Annotated in this window: 16 protein-coding genes; 11 read left to right on the forward strand and 5 right to left on the reverse strand. The window is 72.4% G+C overall.

Going from position 1 to position 17,968, the window contains the following annotated elements; translation table 11 throughout:
* Positions 1–140: 140 nt before the first annotated feature.
* Positions 141–1,496 (reverse strand): S1 family peptidase, encoded by a 1,356-nt coding sequence (locus GA0115233_RS32910; RefSeq protein WP_093723988.1) that lies wholly within the window; start codon positions 1,494–1,496, stop codon positions 141–143.
* A gap of 188 nt (positions 1,497–1,684) precedes the next feature.
* Between GA0115233_RS32910 and GA0115233_RS32915 the strand changes: the two genes are divergently transcribed.
* The 5 genes from GA0115233_RS32915 to GA0115233_RS32935 all read left to right on the forward strand — a co-directional run bounded on the left by GA0115233_RS32915 (position 1,685) and on the right by GA0115233_RS32935 (position 8,722).
* Entirely contained in the window at positions 1,685–2,098 is a 414-nt protein-coding gene (locus tag GA0115233_RS32915) for a PaaI family thioesterase (RefSeq protein ID WP_093723989.1), read from the forward strand.
* Positions 2,099–2,566: 468 nt separating this feature from the next.
* Positions 2,567–2,782: a type A2 lantipeptide gene (locus GA0115233_RS32920; protein WP_093723990.1), complete on the forward strand. Its 216-nt coding sequence runs from the start codon at positions 2,567–2,569 to the stop codon at positions 2,780–2,782.
* A 96-nt stretch (positions 2,783–2,878) separates the two neighbouring features.
* The gene (locus GA0115233_RS32925) at positions 2,879–3,685 is read left to right on the forward strand and encodes an HlyD family efflux transporter periplasmic adaptor subunit (RefSeq protein WP_093723991.1); all 807 of its coding nucleotides are present in this window, start codon (positions 2,879–2,881) and stop codon (positions 3,683–3,685) included.
* Positions 3,682–5,904: an NHLP family bacteriocin export ABC transporter peptidase/permease/ATPase subunit gene (locus GA0115233_RS32930; RefSeq protein WP_093723992.1), complete on the forward strand. Its 2,223-nt coding sequence runs from the start codon at positions 3,682–3,684 to the stop codon at positions 5,902–5,904. The genes GA0115233_RS32925 and GA0115233_RS32930 overlap by 4 nt, the downstream gene beginning before the upstream one ends.
* A 1-nt stretch (position 5,905) precedes the next feature.
* Positions 5,906–8,722, forward strand: a complete 2,817-nt coding sequence (locus GA0115233_RS32935) for an NHLP bacteriocin export ABC transporter permease/ATPase subunit (RefSeq protein WP_093723993.1) — start codon at positions 5,906–5,908, stop codon at positions 8,720–8,722.
* A 4-nt stretch (positions 8,723–8,726) separates the two neighbouring features.
* Here GA0115233_RS32935 and GA0115233_RS32940 read toward each other — a convergent pair whose 3' ends face one another.
* Together GA0115233_RS32940 and GA0115233_RS32945 are read right to left on the reverse strand one after the other, a co-directional pair.
* Entirely contained in the window at positions 8,727–9,254 is a 528-nt protein-coding gene (locus GA0115233_RS32940; RefSeq protein ID WP_093723994.1) for an SRPBCC family protein, read from the reverse strand.
* Between the two features lie 6 nt (positions 9,255–9,260).
* Positions 9,261–9,605: an ArsR/SmtB family transcription factor gene (locus GA0115233_RS32945; RefSeq protein WP_093723995.1), complete on the reverse strand. Its 345-nt coding sequence runs from the start codon at positions 9,603–9,605 to the stop codon at positions 9,261–9,263.
* A 172-nt stretch (positions 9,606–9,777) separates the two neighbouring features.
* On the opposite strand from GA0115233_RS32945, the gene GA0115233_RS32950 reads away from it, so the two are divergent.
* The 3 genes from GA0115233_RS32950 (at position 9,778) to GA0115233_RS32960 (ending at position 13,392) form a co-directional block, all read left to right on the forward strand.
* Complete coding sequence (locus tag GA0115233_RS32950) at positions 9,778–11,277, forward strand: MFS transporter (RefSeq protein ID WP_093723996.1); 1,500 nt, start codon at positions 9,778–9,780, stop codon at positions 11,275–11,277.
* 156 nt (positions 11,278–11,433) lie between these two features.
* Positions 11,434–12,441 carry a Ppx/GppA phosphatase family protein gene (locus tag GA0115233_RS32955; RefSeq protein ID WP_093723997.1) on the forward strand — a complete coding sequence of 336 codons (1,008 nt, stop codon included), beginning with the start codon at positions 11,434–11,436 and terminating at the stop codon, positions 12,439–12,441.
* A gap of 150 nt (positions 12,442–12,591) precedes the next feature.
* Entirely contained in the window at positions 12,592–13,392 is an 801-nt protein-coding gene (locus GA0115233_RS32960; RefSeq protein WP_093723998.1) for a VOC family protein, read from the forward strand.
* Between the two features lie 157 nt (positions 13,393–13,549).
* On the opposite strand, the gene GA0115233_RS32965 is transcribed toward GA0115233_RS32960, so the two are convergent.
* Positions 13,550–13,984, reverse strand: coding sequence for a subtilase-type protease inhibitor (locus GA0115233_RS32965; protein WP_093723999.1), 435 nt, complete (start codon positions 13,982–13,984; stop codon positions 13,550–13,552).
* 372 nt (positions 13,985–14,356) lie between these two features.
* On the opposite strand from GA0115233_RS32965, the gene GA0115233_RS32970 reads away from it, so the two are divergent.
* From GA0115233_RS32970 to GA0115233_RS32980, 3 genes are all read left to right on the forward strand, one after another.
* Positions 14,357–15,052, forward strand: a complete 696-nt coding sequence (locus GA0115233_RS32970; RefSeq protein ID WP_093724000.1) for an alpha/beta fold hydrolase — start codon at positions 14,357–14,359, stop codon at positions 15,050–15,052.
* A gap of 80 nt (positions 15,053–15,132) precedes the next feature.
* Positions 15,133–16,302, forward strand: a complete 1,170-nt coding sequence (locus tag GA0115233_RS32975; protein WP_093724001.1) for a lactate 2-monooxygenase — start codon at positions 15,133–15,135, stop codon at positions 16,300–16,302.
* Positions 16,299–17,375: a 2-hydroxyacid dehydrogenase gene (locus GA0115233_RS32980; RefSeq protein WP_093724002.1), complete on the forward strand. Its 1,077-nt coding sequence runs from the start codon at positions 16,299–16,301 to the stop codon at positions 17,373–17,375. The genes GA0115233_RS32975 and GA0115233_RS32980 overlap by 4 nt, the downstream gene beginning before the upstream one ends.
* Here GA0115233_RS32980 and GA0115233_RS32985 read toward each other — a convergent pair.
* Positions 17,269–17,968, reverse strand: a 700-nt coding sequence (locus GA0115233_RS32985; protein WP_141689603.1) for an RICIN domain-containing protein, incomplete at its 5' end; no start/stop codon positions are given. The two genes, GA0115233_RS32980 and GA0115233_RS32985, sit on opposite strands and share 107 nt — an antisense overlap.

The following is a 17,968-nucleotide window of genomic DNA, read 5'->3' on the forward strand; positions in this document are numbered from 1 at the left end:
CGGCGCGCCGCCCGTCTGACGTGGGTGGCCGTCGAGGACTCTCCCGCTCAGGAAGTCTTCCGGGGCGCCACCCGCATGACATGGGTGGCCGGCCCTCCCGCCGAAGGGCCGGCCACCCGGTCTGTCACGCTGATACGGGGTCAGTGCGAGCGGCGTCCGGCCTGCTCGCCCATGTCGACCTCCTCGCCGAGGCCCGCGTCCTCACCGGCGCCCGCATCGTCACCGGCACCGGCCTCCTGGCCCGCACCCGCGTCCTGCCCGGCACCGGCGTCCTGCCCGGCGCCCGCGTCCTGCCCGGCACCGGCGTCCTGGCCCGCACCGGCCTCGTCACCGGCGCCCGCGTCCTGGCCCGCGCCGCCGTCACCGGCCGCGCCACCGGCGCCCAGGGTGGCGCCCGTCGCCTCAAGCGCGGTCGTGACCGGCTGGAAGAAGGTCTCGCCGCCCACGGTGCAGTCACCGCTGCCGCCCGAGGTCAGGCCGATGGCCAGACCGTCCTGGGTGAACAGGGAGCCGCCGCTGTCGCCGGGCTCGGCGCAGACGTTGGTCTGGATGAGCCCGGTGACCGTGCCCTCGGGGTAGTTGACGGTGGCGTTGAGGCCGAGGACCTGACCGTCGCTCAGACCGGTGGTGCTGCCCATCCGGAACACCTGGAGCCCGACCGTGGCCTCGGCGGCCTGGCTGATCGCGACGGTCTGGTTGCCGAGGTTGACCTCGCTCGGCGCCTGGGTCGCCGGGTCGTCGTACTTGACGAGCGCGAAGTCGCCCGTGCCGGGGAAGGTCGCCGTCTCGGCGTCCACCGTGGCGATCGGGGCACCGCCCTGGCTGTCCGACCACTGGGCGGCGGCGACACCGCAGTGACCGGCCGTCAGGAAGGCCGGGCTGCCGTCGCCCGCGGTGACGTTGAAGCCCGCCGAGCAGCGCGCGCCACCCGCGAAGATGGCGTCGCCGCCGGACAGGAAGGTCTTGAAGGTGCCCTGGGACTTCTTGATGGTGGCCATGCCGGAGCCGAGGCTCTCGACCGTCGACTCCAGCTGATCCCACTTGTCACCGGTGACCGTGCTGTCCGCGGTGACCAGGATCTTGTTGGTGCGCGGGTCGACGGCCCAGGACGTGCCGGGAATGGTCGCCTTCGCCTTCAGGGTCTTCGCGCCGGCGTCGAGCTCGGCGAGGCTGTTGTCCACCTCGCGGACCTTCGCGCCCGCCTTCTTCGCCTGCACGATGACGTTGTTGTTGTCGCCGGGGACGACATTGACGACGAGCTGCTGGTTGTCGGCGTCGTAGTACGAGCCGGCGAAGGCGTCGCCGAGCAGTCCGGCGAGTTGCGAGGCGAGATCCGAGGCGTCCGCCGCCTTGAGGGTCCTGGGGGCCGCGGCTTCGTCCGAGGCGCCGTCCTGGGACGCGTTCGCCTGGGGCAGCAGGATCGCGGCCGCGCCGAGCGCCGCCACACCGCCCGCGGCTATCGCGGCCTTGCGCTTCGGCATTCGCTTGTGACTCAACCTTCTCGACCTCCTGGGGACGGGGGACGTGCCGCCGTATCGTCCGGCGGCTTTTCTGGGCGCCTGGATGGCCACTGGTACGCACGGGTCACGCGGTGCGTTCAATTCCGTTTCCGCGCAGTCCAGTCGGACGACCGTTTCGGCCAAGCTCCGCGTCCCGCCGGGCGGTGGCGGGAACAATCCCCCATATGACGATGACCACCGCTGAAGCCGACAAGATCCTCGCCGACAACTTCGCCCCTTGGGTCCTTGAACTGGGCCTGACCGTCGAGGGCTTGGACGACCACCGCGCCGTCCTGCGTCTGCCCTGGTCACAGCGGTTGGCTCGGGAGGGCGGGGCGCTGTCGGGGCAGGCCCTGATGGCCGCGGCGGACACCGCCACCGTGCTCGCCGTGTCGGCCGCGCGCGGGGCGTACGGGCCGATGACGACCGTGCAGCAGTCCACGTCCTTCCAGCGCGCGGTGACCGGATCGGATGTCCTGATCGAAGCGGTGATCACCAAGCTGGGCCGCCGGATGGCGTTCGCCGACATCACCATGACCGACGCGACGACGGGTCAGATCGCGGCCCGCGCGAGCACGGTCTACGCACTGCTGGGCTGAGCCTCACCGAACGCGTTCACCTGATCGCACGGGGTTGCGACCCAAGAGCGGAATCCTGGCTTCAGCGAATCTGCACATCCAATGCCCAACGAAGTCACGGCGGGCCGGACTCCCTCACAACCGGCTACCGCCGGTCACACCATTGGGGCGGAGTGTCGCTTTCGGCTCCCGCCCCGCAAGAGCGCGTACGAGCCGATGCCGTGACGCATGTGAAGAAGTCGCCGACAAGCGGTGCGCGCACCCTCACGGATGACCGCCCCTGAGGATCAATTGCCCAGGTGAGACGGCTGTTTGATTGGAAGCGCGGACCCGCCGCGTGCTTTGATCCATCGCACCGCACGGACCGCTGCGGCATCCGGGAACGGGTGCCGGGCAGCCCGCGGTCGCGGCCGTCCGCCTGTCCCCCACGGGCACGCGGAGGGGGCCGCTCCCCCCTTGTGAAATATCCATACGAAGGGAAGTTCCATCATGAACTCCACCCCCCAGGTTGAGACCGTCGAGATCTCCGACGCCGAGCTGGACAACGTCTCCGGCGGCCTGTCCGTGAACGCCCTCGGCACCGTCACCGGCCTGGTGGACGGCATCGCCCCGGTTTCCGGCCTGGTCGACACGGCCGTCGGCACCGTCGAGGGTGTCACCGGTCTGAACACCGCCCCGGTCACCAGCCTGGTCGCCGGTCTCTGATCGCACCGCGTGCGTCGTCGAGTCCCGGAGCCGGCCAGGCTCCGGGACTCTTCGGATGCCGTGCGAGCCGTACCCGCACGAGGTGAGGGAAGTCCCTTGCAGTTCCGCCAACAGGCCCTCGCCAAGCTCCAGTCGCCGGAGGAGCTCGATCTTCCGGTGCGTTTCGCCCGGCCGCAGGGATGGCTCACGCTGGCCGTGACGGTCGTCGTCATGGCCGCGGCCGCCGTATGGGCGGTCACCGGATCGGTGACGTCCACCGTCGGCGCGCCCGCCGTTCTCACGCACGGGCAGGGCAGTTACATCCTCCAGAGCCCCGTCGCGGGGCAGGTCACCGCGGTCCTGGCGAAGCAGGGCGAGCGGCTGCCCGCGAACTCCCCCGTCCTGAAGGTCCGTACGGCCGAGGGCGAGACGGTCGTGCGCACGGTCGCCGCGGGCCGTGTCACCGCGCTCGCCGCCACCATCGGCCAGATCATCTCCACCGGCGCGAACGTCGCCGCGGTCGAGAAGGTCGCCGACCCCGAGGACCCCCTGTACGCGACGGTCTACGTGCCCGCGCAGAACGCGGCCTCCATCCCCGAGGGCGCCGCCGTGGACCTCACCGTGCAGTCGGTGCCCGCCCAGGAGTACGGCGTGCTGCGCGGCCAGGTGAAGTCCGTGGACCGCGGCGCCCAGTCCGCGCAGTCCATCACCTCCTTCCTCGGCGACAGCCAGCTCGGCGAGCAGTTCACCGAGGACGGCAGGCCGGTCGCGGTCCTGGTGACCCTGGACAAGTCCGCCGCCACGAAGAGCGGTTACGCGTGGTCGTCCGCCGACGGCCCGCCCTTCTCCCTCACCTCCATGACCCTCGCCGAGGCCTCGGTGCGCCTGGCCGACGAGCGTCCCGTCGATTGGCTGCTGCCGTGAGCGCCGTCCAGGAGACGCGGCACCGCCGCCGCGCCGCCCCGCCCAAGCGCCCCGTGCCCCAGGGCCGTTCGCGGACCGTCCGCACGCCGACCGTGCTCCAGATGGAGGCCGTGGAGTGTGGTGCCGCCTGCCTCGCCATGGTCCTCGGCCACTACGGCAGGCACGTGCCGCTGGAGGAGCTGCGCATCGCCTGCGGTGTCTCGCGGGACGGCTCGCGCGCCAGCAACCTCCTCAAGGCCGCCCGCAGTTACGGCCTCACCGCCAAGGGCATGCAGATGGACACGGCCGCCCTCGCCGGGGTGACGGCACCGGCGGTGCTGTTCTGGGAGTTCAACCACTACGTCGTCTACGACGGCATGGGGCGCCGCTTCGGCCGCCGCGGGGTCTACATCAACGACCCGGCCAAGGGCCGCCGTTTCGTCCCGATGGAGGACTTCGACGGCAGCTTCACCGGTGTCGTCCTGGTGATGGAGCCCGGCGAGGGCTTCCGCAAGGGCGGCCGCAAGCCGGGGGTGCTCGGCGCGCTGCCCGCCCGGATGCGCGGCACCGCGGGCACCCTGCCCGCCGCCGTGCTGGCCAGCCTGCTGCTGGTCGCGGTCGGCGCGACCGTGCCCGCCCTGAGCCGCACCTACATCGACACCTTCCTGATCGGCGGTCAGACCTCCCTGCTGGGCGTGCTGTTCGCGTCCATGGGCGCCTCCGTGCTGCTCACCCTCGTACTGACCTGGCTCCAGCAGGCGAACCTGCTGCGCGGGCGGATCATCTCCTCCACGCTCTCCAGCGCCCGCTTCCTGCGCCATCTGCTGCGGCTGCCGGTCACCTTCTTCTCCCAGCGCAGCCCGGCCGACCTGGTGCAGCGCCTGCAGTCCAACGACGCCGTGGCGGAGACCCTGGCCCGCGACCTTGCCGCGGCGGGCGTGGACGCGGTGGTCGTGGTCCTGTACGCGGTCCTGCTCTACACCTACGACCCGCAGCTGACCGCCGTAGGCATCGGCGTCGCGCTGCTGAACATCGTGGCGATGCGTGTCGTCGTACGGCTGCGCGCCACCCGCACCGCCAAGCTGCGCGCGGACAGTGCCCGGCTCACCAACACCGCCTACACCGGGCTTCAGTTGATCGAGACGATGAAGGCGACCGGCGGCGAGGACGGCTACTTCCGCAAGTGGGCCGGACAGCACGCCACCACCCTGGAGGAGCAGCAGCGCCTCGGGGTGCCGAGCGCCTGGCTGGGCGTGGTCGCGCCGACGCTCGCCACCCTGAACAGCGCGCTGATCCTGTGGATCGGCGGGATGCGCGCGGTCGAGGGGCACATCACGGTCGGTCTGCTGGTCGCCTTCCAGGCGCTGGTCACCCGTTTCACCGCCCCGCTGACCCGGCTCAACGGCGTGGCGGGCCGCATCCAGGACTTCGCGGCGGACGTGGCCCGGCTGAAGGACGTGGAGAACTTCCGCACGGACCCGCTGTACGCCCGCCCGGGCGGCGCCGAGTCCACCCACCGTCTGCACGGGCATGTGGAGCTGGAGAACATCACCTTCGGCTACAACCCGCTGGACAAGCCCCTGCTGACCGGCTTCGACCTGACCGTGGGTCCGGGCCGCCAGGTCGCCCTGGTCGGCGGTTCGGGCAGCGGCAAGTCCACGGTGTCCCGGATCATCTCGGGCCTGTACACGCCCTGGGAGGGCGTGATCCGCATCGACGGGCAGCGGCTGGAGGACATTCCGCGCGGCGCGCTCGCGGCGTCCGTCTCCTTCGTGGACCAGGAGGTGTTCCTGTTCGAGGGCACGGTCCGGGACAACGTGGCGCTGTGGGACCCGTCCGTCCCGGACGAGGCGGTGATCGAGGCGCTGCGGGACGCGGCCCTGTACGACGTGGTCGCGCGGCGGCCCGGTGGCATCCACAGCCGGGTGGAGCAGGACGGCCGGAACTTCTCCGGCGGCCAGCGCCAACGTCTGGAGATCGCCCGGGCGTTGGTGCGGCGGCCGAGCATCCTGGTGCTGGACGAGGTGACCAGCGCGCTGGACGCGGAGACCGAGCTGGTCGTCATGGACAACCTGCGCAGGCGGGGCTGTGCCTGTGTGGTCATCGCGCACCGGCTGAGCACGGTGCGCGACAGCGACGAGATCGTCGTACTGGAGCACGGCACGATCGTGGAGCGCGGCCGGCACGAGGAACTCGTCGCGTGCGGCGGCGCGTACGCGGCGCTGGTCAGGGAGCGGTGAGATGACGTCCGTGCACGAGGGCGACCTGGTCCTGAACGCGCTCGGCGCGCTGGGCGGCCGGATCGACTGCGCCGGGTTCAACCGCCTGGACCTCGAAGGCCCGCAGGTGCTGTGGCTGGTGGCGTCCGGCGCGGTGGACCTGTTCGCGGTGGACGCCGAACAGCGGGGCCACTGGCACCACCTGGGCCGTCTGGAGGCGGGCTCGCTGCTGCTCGGCCCGGCCGCGGGAGCGCGGCACACCCTGGTCGCGCGCCCGCTCAGGGACTGTGTGGTGCACCGCGTCGCCCTGCGCGAGCTGTACCGGCCCGCACCCACCGAGACCTGGTCCTACGACGCCTACGGCAACCCGCAGTACGTCCCGCCGCAGCCCGGACCGCTGGAGTACGCCCTCGCCCTCGGTGTGGGCCGCAGTCTGTCGATCCTGTTCCAGGCGCCGATGGCCGGTGAGCGGGCCGCGCAGGTCACCGACGACGACGTGTTCTGGATGCAGGTGCCGCCCGGCAGTGTCCAGTACGGCTCGCTGTACGGCCAGGAGGCCGCCGCCGACCTGCTGATCGACCCGGCGCTGTGGCAGAGCATGGTGGACCAGCAGTACCGCCTGCTGACCACGCTCGACCGCTGGATCGAGCAGCTGGAGCGCACCCACGAGACCCGCACCGCGGAGGGCATCAGGGCCGGTGAGGCGGTGCGCGCCCAGGCCGACCGGACCCTGCTGGCGTCCATCGGCAAGCGGTCGGGCCCGCGCACGACGGCCGCCGACGCGGACGCCACCTACGCCGCCTGCGAACTCGTCGCCCGGGCCGCCGGGATCACCCTGGCCGACCCCGCGCGCACCGGTACCGAGAGCGACCGGCTCGACCCGGTGGAGCGGGTGGCCCTCGCCTCCCGCGTGCGCACCCGCGCGGTACGGCTGGAGGGCCGCTGGTGGCGCGACGACATCGGCCCGCTGGTGGGCCGGCGTGCCCTGTCGGGGGCACCGGTCGCCCTGCTGTGGCGGCGCGGCGGCTATGTCGCCGTCCATCCGGCGACCGGCCGGGAGACGCCGGTGGAGAAGGCCAACGCGGAGGAGTTCGAGCCGCGTGCGGTGATGTTCTACCGGCCGCTTCCCGACCGGGCACCGAGCCCGCTCGGCCTGCTCCGGTTCACCCTGCGCGGCACCTCACGCGATCTGCTGAACCTGCTGCTCAGCGGTCTGGTAACGGTGGCGGTCGGGGCCCTGGTGCCGCTCGCGACGGGCAAGGTGCTCGGCGAGTTCGTGCCGACGGCACAGACGGACCTGATCGCGCAGGTGTGTCTGGCGGTGATGGTCGGCGGGGTGGTGGCGGCGGCGTTCCTGCTGTTGCAGAACCTGACCGTCCTGCGCCTGGAGGGCCGGATCGAGGCCACCCTCCAGCCCGCCGTCTGGGACCGGCTGCTGCGGCTGCCGACGAAGTTCTTCACCGAGCGTTCCACGGGCGAACTGGCGAGCGCGGCCATGGGCATCAGCGCGATCCGCAGACTGCTGGCCGGGGTCGGCCCCACGGTCGCCCAGTCGGTGACGGTCGGCGCGATGAACCTGGGCCTGCTGCTGTGGTTCAGCGTGCCGATGGCGCTCGTGGCGATCGGTGTGCTGGTCGTGGTCGCCGCGGTGTTCCTGGGGCTCGGGATGTGGCAGGTGCGCTGGCAGCGGCGGCTCGTGGTGCTGAGCAACAAGCTGAACAACCAGGCCTTCCAGACCCTGCGCGGACTGCCCAAGCTGCGCGTGGCGGCGGCGGAGAACTACGCGTACGCCGCCTGGGCCGCGCAGTTCGCGCGCAGCCGGGAGCTGCAGCAGAAGGTGGGCCGGATCAAGAACCTCGGCGCGGTGCTGGGTGCGGTCTATCTGCCGTTGTGCACCCTGCTGATGTTCATGCTGCTGGCGGGCCCCGCACGCGGTTCGATGTCGGCGGCGGCCTTCCTGGCCTTCACCACCTCGGTGACGATGCTGCTCACCTCGGTCACCCAGCTCACCGGCGCGTTCGTCTCGGTGGTGGCCGCGCTGCCGCTGTTCGAGGAGATCAAGCCGGTGCTGGAGGCGGCTCCGGAGGTGCGGTCGGCCAGCACCCGCCCGGGTCCGCTCACCGGGGCGATCGAGGCCCGCAGGCTGTCGTTCCGCTACTCCGACGACGGCCCGCTGGTCCTGGACGACGTGTCCTTCGCGGTCCGGCCGGGCGAGTTCGTGGCGATCGTCGGCCCGAGCGGGTGCGGCAAGTCGACCCTGCTGCGCCTGCTGATCGGTTTCGACAGGCCGGTCTCCGGCAGCGTGCTCTACGACGGCCAGGACCTCGCGGCGCTGGACCAATCAGCGGTGCGCCGCCAGTGCGGGGTGGTCCTGCAGCACGCGCAGCCGTTCACCGGGTCCCTCCTGGACGTCATCTGCGGCACCGAGCCGTACACGCCGGAGGAAGCGATGGCGGCGGCCGAACTGGCGGGGCTGGCCGAGGACATCAGGCGCATGCCGATGGGGCTGCACACCATCGTCTCGGGCAGCGGCGCGATCTCCGGCGGGCAGCGCCAGCGGCTGATGATCGCGCAGGCGCTGATCCGGCGCCCGCGGATCCTGTTCTTCGACGAGGCGACGAGCGCGCTGGACAACGAGACGCAGCGGACGGTCATCGAGAGCACCAAGTCCCTGAACGCCACGCGGATCGTCATCGCCCACCGGCTGTCGACCGTGCTGGACGCCGACCGCGTGATCGTGATGGAGGACGGCAAGGTGGCCCAGGAGGGCCCGCCCGCGCAGCTGCTCGCCGACACGGACGGACGGCTGCACGAGCTGGTACGGCGTCAGATGGCGTGAGCGGTCAGTCCTGCCCGGGCACGGGGGCGCCGGAGGGGACGCCCGCGTCGACGTACGCCCGGTAGATCTCCTTCCAGGGCGCCTCGGCCCCGGCGTGCGGTCCTTCGAAGCGCTCGCCGCGGGCCTTGGCGTCGAGGGCGGCCAGGCAGAGCTCCCAGCCGGCGCCGTTGCGGGCGGCGGTGTCCTCGGCGACGAGGACGTTGGTGAGGGTGAACCGGGTGCGGTCGCCGTCCAGCGCCTCCAGGTCGAAGTGCACTTCGTCGCCGCCCCAGTCGAAGGACAGGTGCCGGGGCGCGTCCACGGCGATGACGCGGCCCGTGGAGTCCTCCATGTTGGGGTCACCGCTGAAGGTGATGGTGCCTCCGGGGCGCAGGTCGATCTCGGCGCGGGAGGGGAACCACTGGGCGAGTTCGTCGGCGTCGGTCACGAAACGCCAGACGCGTTCGACGGGGTGGTCGTAGGTGCGGGTGAAGCGGACGGCCGGGCGGCCGTCGTCCAGGGTCACGAAGGTGCCGGTGCGTTCGAGGGACATGGTGGCTCATTCCTCGGGGGTGGGTTGCGCGGGGTCGTCCGACGTCTCGTCGAGGCGGCGTCCCAGGGCGTCGAGGCGCTCGTTCCAGAGCCTGCGGTACGGGGCCAGCCAGGCGTCGAGCGCGGCGATCGGGGCGGGGTCGAGGGCGTAGACCCGGCGCTGGGCGTCCTGTCGCACCCGGACCAGGCCCGCTTCCCGGAGCACCTTCAGGTGCTTCGACGTACCCGGCTGGCTCAGCCCGCACGCCGCCACGATCTCCCCGACCGACCGGGGCCGCTCCAGGAGCAGCGCGACGATCGCCCGTCGGTGCGGATCGGCGAGGGCGGTCCAGAGCTCGGGGACGTCGGACATGACTCCAATATGCCTCTCCAGTTATATGCCAGTCAAGAAATATGCGCTCGACATGCAAGACCCCTTAGCGAAACGTTGCCGTTTCGCTCGCGGTGCCCTAGCCTCGCCATGTGAACGAAACCGTTTCGTTCACCGTGGCTTTCTCTTCGCGCGACTTCCCGGAGTTGAACCAATGCCCCACAAGACCGTCACCGAGAGCGCCGCAGGCGCCGCAGAGTCGCCGCCGGCGGCCTCCCCGAAGCGGTGGTGGATCCTCGCGATCGTCGCCGTCGCACAGCTCATGGTGGTGCTGGACGCCACCATCGTGAACATCGCCCTGCCCTCGGCCCAGGCCGACCTCGGCTTCTCCGACGGCAACCGGCAGTGGATCGTCACCGCGTACGCGCTAGCCTTCGCCTCCCTGCTGCTGCTCGGCGGGCGGATCGCCGACCTCTTCGGCCGCAAGCCCGCCTTCCTGATCGGCGTCGCGGGCTTCGCCGCGGCCTCCGCGCTCGGCGGCGCCGCCACCAGCTTCGAGATGCTCGTCGCCGCCCGCGCCCTCCAGGGCGTCTTCGGCGCCCTGCTCGCGCCCGCCGCGCTCTCCCTGCTCAACACCACGTTCACCGACGCCCGCGAGCGCGCCACCGCGTTCAGCGTCTACGGCGCCATCGCCGGCGCGGGCGGCGCCGTCGGCCTGCTGCTCGGCGGTGTCCTGACCGACGCGCTGGACTGGCGCTGGACGCTGTACGTGAACGTGCCGATCGCGCTGGTCGCCCTGACCGGCGGCTGGATGCTGCTGTCCAACCACCGCGACGCCGCGAACTCCAAGCTCGACGTGCCGGGCACGATCCTGGTCGCGGCCGGTCTGTTCTCGGTCGTCTACGGCTTCTCCAACGCCGAGTCCCACGACTGGGGCTCCCCGCTCACCTGGGGCTTCCTGCTCGCGGGCGGGGTGCTGCTGACGGTGTTCGCCTGGTGGCAGACCCGCGCCGCGCACCCGCTGCTGCCGCTGCGCATCCTGCTCGACCGCAACCGCGCGGCCTCCTTCCTCACGGTGCTGATCACCGGCGCGGGCATGTTCGGCGTGTTCCTGTTCCTCACCTACTACCTCCAGCTCAACCTGGGCTTCAGCCCGACGAAGACCGGTGTCGCCTTCCTGCCGATGGTCGGCGCGCTGATGGTGATGGCCCAGCTCGGCACCACGGTCCTGGTACCGCGGCTCGGACCCAAGGTCGTCCTGCCGCTGGGCTTCGCCGTCGCCACCGCGGGCATGGCCTGGCTGACCGGGATCGGTGTCGGCTCGGACTACCTGACCTCCGTACTGCCCCAGCTGATCGTCATCGGCGTCGGCCTCGGCATGGTGATGCCGCCCGCGATGCAGCTCGCCACCGGTGGAGTGGCCGCCGAGGACGCCGGAGTGGCCTCCGCGACCGTCAACGCCATGCAGCAGGTGGGCGGCTCGATCGGCACCGCGCTGCTGAGCACCCTCGCCGCGAGCGCCGCGACCGACTACCTGGCCGGCCGGGACGCCACCAGCCCGGCGGTGCAGGCGCAGGCGTCGATCGAGAGCTACACCACCGCCTTCTGGTGGTCGGCCGGTCTGTTCGCCGCGGGCGCGGTGATCTCCTTCCTGCTCTTCCGGCGCGGGGTGCCGGAGCAGGACCCCGAGGCGGCGCCCGTCGTCCACATGTGACCGTCCCGGTCCACCAGGACCACCCGGGGAGCCGCGCGGGGGCCGCCGTCCGCAGGGGGACGGCGGCCCCTGTCCCGTGTCCGGGCGGCGGCCGAATCCATGCGCATGCGAAGCTCCCTTTGTTCGACACGCCGGGAATGGGGTACCCACGAGGCCATGCGAATCAGCGTGGTGGATGTGGGTTCGAACACCGTTCGCCTGGTGGTGGCGGACGCCCAGGGCGGGGTACCGCTGCCGGTGCACACCGCCAAGTGGCGCCTGCGGCTGTCCGCGTACGTCCGTCCGGGGGAGCCGATTCCGCAGGAGGCCGTCGACCGGCTGGTGCACGCCGTCGAGGAGGCGAGCCGTACGGCGGCCCGCTGGCACGCCTCCGATCCGCTGGCCTTCGCCACCGCCGTGGTGCGCTCCGCCCCGAACCGCGCGGAAGTGCTGCGCGCGGTCCGCACCCGGACCGGGGTGGATCTGTGCACCCTGCCCGGCGAGGTGGAGGCCGAGCTGACGTTCCTCGGGGCACGGCGGTGGATGGGCTGGCGGGCCGGACCGCTGGCGCTGCTGGACATCGGCGGCGGTTCGCTGGAGGTCGCCTTCGGACGCGGCCGGCTGCCGGACTTCGCGGCGTCGCTGCCGCTGGGCGCCGGGCGGCTGACCCATGAGTTCTTCGGCGACACCGATCCACCCGGCCCCGAGCAGATCCGGGCGCTGCGCCGCAAGGTGCGCCATCAGCTGCGGGACGCGGCGGCGCGGATCCGCTGGGAGGGGCCGCGTACGGCGGTGGCGACCTCGCGTACGTTCCAGCAGCTCGGCCGCCTGTGCGGGACCGCGCCGGGCCGCAACGGCCCGTTCGTGGACCGTGTCCTGTCCCGCCGTGACCTGCGTGAGGCCGTCGAGCGGCTGGCCGGGCTGCCCGCCGCCGAGCGCGCCCTGCTGCCCGGTATCTCGGCCCCGCGCGCCGCGCAGAGCCTGGCCGGGGCGCTGGTGGCGCACACGACGATGAAGCTCACGGGCCTGCGCACGCTCACCGTCTGCCCCTGGGCCATCCGCGAGGGCATCCTCCTGCGCCACATCGAGGACGGCGCGTCCTGGTGGAACCGGGTCGCCCACCTGGACGAGACGGCACCGCCGCCGGATCCGGTGCCGCTGCGGCTGGCGGGCGCCCGCGGCTGAGGCGAGGCAGCGGGCGCGGGCGCGGGCGCCGATGAGTTTCGGGAACCGTCCGGGTCTGTCCTTCGAGAGGCCGTCCGGCCGCTCGTCCCGACGCGCGTGCGTGGCGGGCCGGTGCCAGGCTGACGGCACGGAACAGTGAAGGGAAGCCTCATGATCACCACGGAACCCGCCGCCGGCGTGCCCTGCTGGCTCGACCTCGGCGCACCCGACGTACCCGCCGCCGCGGCCTTCTACGGCACCGTCTTCGGCTGGCAGTACGAGCCCATGGAGGGCGGCGGCGAGGACATGGAGGGCGGGATGTTCCGCCGGGACGGCAAGGTCGTCGCGGGGCTCGGCAAGCTCACCGAGGAGGGTGCCCGTTCGGCCTGGATGATCTACTACAACGTCGCCGACGCGGACGCCGCCACCCAGGCGGTCGAGAAGGCGGGCGGCACGGTGCGGGTGGCGCCCGTGGACCTCGGCGAGTGGGGCCGGATGGCCCAGTTCACCGACCCGCTGGGCGGGCAGTTCGCGGTCTGGCAGCCGGGCTCGGACTCCGGAGTGGAGCTGGTGGACGCGCCGGGTTCACTGTCGTGGACGGAGCTGTACACGACCGACCCCGGCGGCGCCAAGGCGTTCTACGGCGACCTGTTCGGCTGGTCCTACAGCGACATGCCGCTGCCGGGCGGGGGCGGGACGTACTCCCTGATCACGCCCGCGGGGCTGCCGGAGGAGCGGATGCAGGGCGGGATCATGGGCCTGCCCGCGGAGGCCCTCGCCCTCAACGGCGGGAAGCCGTACTGGCACCCGGTCTTCGACGTCGAGGACTGCGACGCCGCGGTCGCCCGGGTCACCGAGAACGGTGGCTCAGTGCAGATGGGCCCGGACGACGCCGAGGACGTCGGCCGGCTCGCCGTGTGCGTGGACCCGGCGGGCGCGGACTTCGTGGTACTCAAGCCCGTCCAGCGCTGAACGCGCCGGTGCGGGCGCCTGCTTCGAGGTGCCGGCCGGGCGGCCCCACTCCGCCCGGCCGGCCCCCGATTCGAGATCACCGGTCCCGCGTCAGGACTCGCACTCCCCAGCTGCGGGCCGCTGCACTTGTTCACGGAGACCGTGCGATCCCGCTCCCTCAGAACGCGAAGACGCTCGCGCCGAGGGCGTTCTTGATGCACTCGTTGGAGTAGGTCCGCTCGTAGGAGACCCGCTGGCCGCGCCAGACGCCGTTGACCGTGACGACGACGGGGTTGTACTCCCGGGTGCACAGGACGTTGTCGCCGCTCGCGAGAGCGTCGAAGTTCCCTTGCGCCGCACGCAGTTCGGCACAGGCCTCGGCGGGTGCCGGGTGGGTGCCGGAGGGCGTGGGCGCGCAGGAGAGGGTGACAGCGCGCTCGGGGGCTGCGAGCGCCGAGCTCTCGCCGTGCGCCACGGTGAGTACCAGTGCCGACGGGGCGTAGAGCGAGGCGGGCGCGTTGCCGGGGGCCGCGGGGGCGGCCGAGGCGAGGGGGCCGCAGACGGCGGTGGCCGTCAGACCGATGGTCGCTGCCCAGCGCGCGGTGGTCCGCATTGTGTGCATCCTTCCGCTCGATTCGGGGGTGTGCCGGAGCCCGCCCGATCGGGCCGGGACCGGCGAGCGCGAGTCTGCCGAGTCCGCCGCCGGAACACACATCGACCCCACGCGTTTCGGTAACCTTGCGTATTGAATCAGTGGCGTGAAGTAACGGAATTCGAACGTTCCAACCCCATGAGCACGCCATTCTTGATCGCCCGAAGCAGCCAAGTGGCTTAAATCAATACGTTCATTAATCGGCCTGAAACATTCCGATTCCGCTCGCGAACGACTCCTTGGTTGCCCCATTTGTTCACAGAGGCGCCCCACCGATCCCGAACCGCGAGCCTACCGAGGGCCGTTGTCACACCGCTCGGTTACCTTGCGGGCATGACTTCCTTCGTACTGGTGGCGGGTGCCTGGCTCGGGGCGTGGGCCTGGGACGACGTGGTGAAAGGGCTGCGGGACGGCGGGCACGTGGCGCATCCGCTGACGCTGTCGGGGCTCGCGGAGAAGCGGGACGCTCCCGCGGGGCCGGGGACCCATGTGCGGGACATCGTCGACGAGGTCGAACGGCTGGGGCTGCGGGATGTCGTGGTCGTGGGGCACAGCTATGCCGGGGTGCCGGTGGGGCAGGCCGCGGAGCGGATCGGGGACCGGCTGCGGCGCGTCGTGCTGGTGGACGCCAACGTGCCCGTCGACGGGGAGTCGTTCCTGTCCGGCTGGCCGAGTGATCCCGTGCGGGAGGCGATCGCGGCGCACGACGGGGTGTGGCCGCCGCCGGACCCGGCCGGGTTCGCGGGCCAGGGGCTGACGGACGAGCAGGTGACGCGCCTGCTCGCCGGTGCCACATCCCACCCCGGCGGCACGCTCGTGGAACCGGCGGTCCTGCCCCGTCCGCTGGGCGAGTTGCCCGGTACGTACATCAAGTGCCTGTTGGACGGCGAGGAGCCGTGGGGCGCGGCGGCCGAACTGCTCCAGAGCGAGCGCTGGAACCTGGTCGGGCTCGACACGGGGCACTGGCCGATGTTCTCCCGGCCCCGGGAACTCGCCCGGATCCTGGAGGCGTCGGCAGGAGAGGGCTGACCGGCCGTTTCACCCCTCCCTACTGGTCGGTATGGTCTGCGTACTGCGCGTTCTCAACGACGAGAGGCGGGACGTTCGGCATGGCCAAGCACTGGGCGGACTTCCAGTACGAGATCTACCTCAACGGGATGACGGGGGCCGTGCCCCGGTTGCCCACCGATCTGACGCGGCTGGAGGAGATGGCCGAGCGGCGGCTCGGTCCTGGGCCGGTCGGGTACGTGGCGGGGAGCGCCGGGGACGGCAGCACCGCGCAGGCCAACCGGGCCGCCCTGAAGCGGCACCGGATCGTGCCGCGCATGCTGCGGGACGTGCACGAGCGGGATCTGTCGGTCGAGGTGCTGGGCCGTGCGCTGCCCGCGCCCCTGGCACTCGCCCCGGTGGGCGTGCTGTCGATCATGCACCCGGACGCCGAGTCCGCCGCGGCCCGCGCCGCCGCCGCGCAGGGCGTGCCCTTCGTGCTGTCCTCCGCCTCCAGCACCCCCATGGAGCAGGTCGCCGAGGCGATGGGCGACGCCGAGCGCTGGTTCCAGCTGTACTGGCCCAAGGACCCCGAGGTCGCGCTGAGTTTCCTGAACCGGGCGAAGGCGGCCGGGTACACCGCGCTCGTGGTCACCCTGGACACACCGCTGCTGGCGTGGCGGCCCCGCGACCTGGACCAGGCGTACCTGCCGTTCCTGCACGGGGTCGGCACCGCCAACTACTTCTCCGACCCGGCGTTCCGGGCGGGCCTGGCCAAGCCGGTGCACGAGGACCCGAACGCGGCGGTGATGCACTTCGTGGGCATGTTCGCCGATCCCGCGAAGACCTGGCCGGACCTCGCGTTCCTGCGCGAGCACTGGGACGGGCCGATCGTGCTGAAGGGCATCCTGCACCCCGACGACGCCCGCGCCGCCGCGGACGCCGGCATGGACGGGGTCGTGGTCTCCAACCACGGCGGACGCCAGGTCGCCGGTTCGGTCGCGGCGGCGGACGCTCTGCCCGCGGTGGTGCGGGCGGTCGGCGACCGGCTCACCGTCCTCTTCGACAGCGGCATCCGCACCGGCGACGACATCGCCAAGGCACTCGCGCTCGGCGCCCGGGCGGTTCTCGTCGGCCGCCCCTACGTCTACGGCCTCGGCCTGGACGGCCAGGCGGGCGTGGAGCACGTGATCCGCTGCCTCCTCGCCGAACTCGACCTCACCCTCGCCCTGTCGGGCCACGCGGGCCCGGCATCGCTCGGCCCCGCCGACCTGACGGAGGCCCCCGCGTGACCGCCGCCCCCCGCAACGTCCTCGCCGTCATAGCGCCGCACGTCGGCGGTCGTGTCGCCGGAGCCGGACTGGTGGCCCTCTTCCCCGCCGGCACACACGTCACCGTCGTGGAGGCGGCGGACGAGGACCCGGACGCGCTGCGCTCCGCACACGTGATCATCACCGGGCTCGCCCCCGTCACCGCCGAACACCTCGCCGCCGCACCGGAGTTGGAACTGGTGCAGTGTGCGAGTCATGGGTTCGACTACGTCGACACCGTCGCCGCCCGCGAGCGGGGTGTGCGGGTGTGCACGATCGGCTCCAGCGGCGCCGAGGCGCAGAACGTCGCGGAGCAGACCTTCGCGCTGATGCTCGCCCTCGCCAAGCAGGTGGTGCCCGCGCACACCGCGCTCGTCGAGGCCGACTGGGCGCTGCCCCGGCTGCAGAGCTCACTGACGGAGCTGTCCGGCAAGACGCTCGGCATCGTGGGCCTCGGCGCGATCGGACAGCAGGTCGCCCGGCGTGCGACGGCGTTCGACATGACGGTCGTCTACGCCGGACGCAGCCGGGTCTCTCCCGGGACGGAGGCCCGGTTCGGGGCCCGTCGGCTCCCGCTGGAGGACCTGCTGCGCACGGCCGACTACGTCACCCTGCACGCCCCGCTCACCGACGACACCCGGCACCTGCTGAACGCGGAGCGCCTGGCGCTGCTGAAGCCGACGGCGTTCGTGGTGAACACCGCGCGGGGCGCCCTGATCGACCAGGACGCCCTGGCGGACGCGCTGGAGAAGGGCGCCCTGGCCGGGGCGGGGATCGACGTCTTCGACCCCGAACCGCCCACCCCGGCCCTGCGGTTGCTGCGCGCGCCGAACGTGGTGCTCTCCCCGCACGCGGGCGGCGTCACCCGCGAGACGCTGGTACGCATCGCGCTCGCCGCCGTGGCGAACGTGACCGCCTACCTGGAGGGCCGCGCCCCGAGGGACGTCGTCAACCAGCGCCGGGCGACGGCGCGGCGACCGACAGCGACCCCGGCTTCTGCGACCTGGCGGGATCGCCCAGCCAGCGCTGTCCGTCGGAGCCGTCGCGGACCTTGACTACGATGTCGGCGCCCGCGTCACCGGTGGTGGAGGCGAGGGCGAGCTGTTCGTCCCAGCGGGGCAGCAACTCGCCCTGCACAGTGAGGTCGTAGCGCACGTCGTCGGCCCGTTTGCCGTCGTCGTCGGCGCACTTGCCGAGGACGACGACACCGGCGTCCAGCCGCGAGTCCAGGCACAGGTCACGGTCGGCGGCACTGCGCAGCAGCCCGTCCTCCTCGTACGACCACTGCTGGGTGGGAGCCGCGGAGCAGGTGGCGAGTTCGACCGCGGCGCCGGGTTCCGGCTCGTCGCGGATGTCCAGGCACAGGTCGGCGCCGGCGTTGCGCAGCCGGGTCTGCCGGGGCGGGACGGGCAGCTGGGCCTGGCCGGGCGGCGCGGAGGACACCCCCGGGGTCTCACTGCCCGTGTCGCCGCTGGTCGCCGAGGGCGCCGGGGCCGTGCCGTCGTCGCCCCAGAGAGTGGCGGCGAGGACGGAGGCGATCAGCCCTACGGAGGCGATACCGACGCCGGTGCGCAGGACTCGGGTCGGGCGCGGCGCGTGCGGCACGCGGCGCAGCTGCGGGGGGACCCGGGACAGCAGGCGTCGGCGG

It is taken from the genome of Streptomyces sp. DI166 (assembly GCF_900091315.1).
GTDB classification, from domain to species: domain Bacteria; phylum Actinomycetota; class Actinomycetes; order Streptomycetales; family Streptomycetaceae; genus Streptomyces; species Streptomyces fuscus.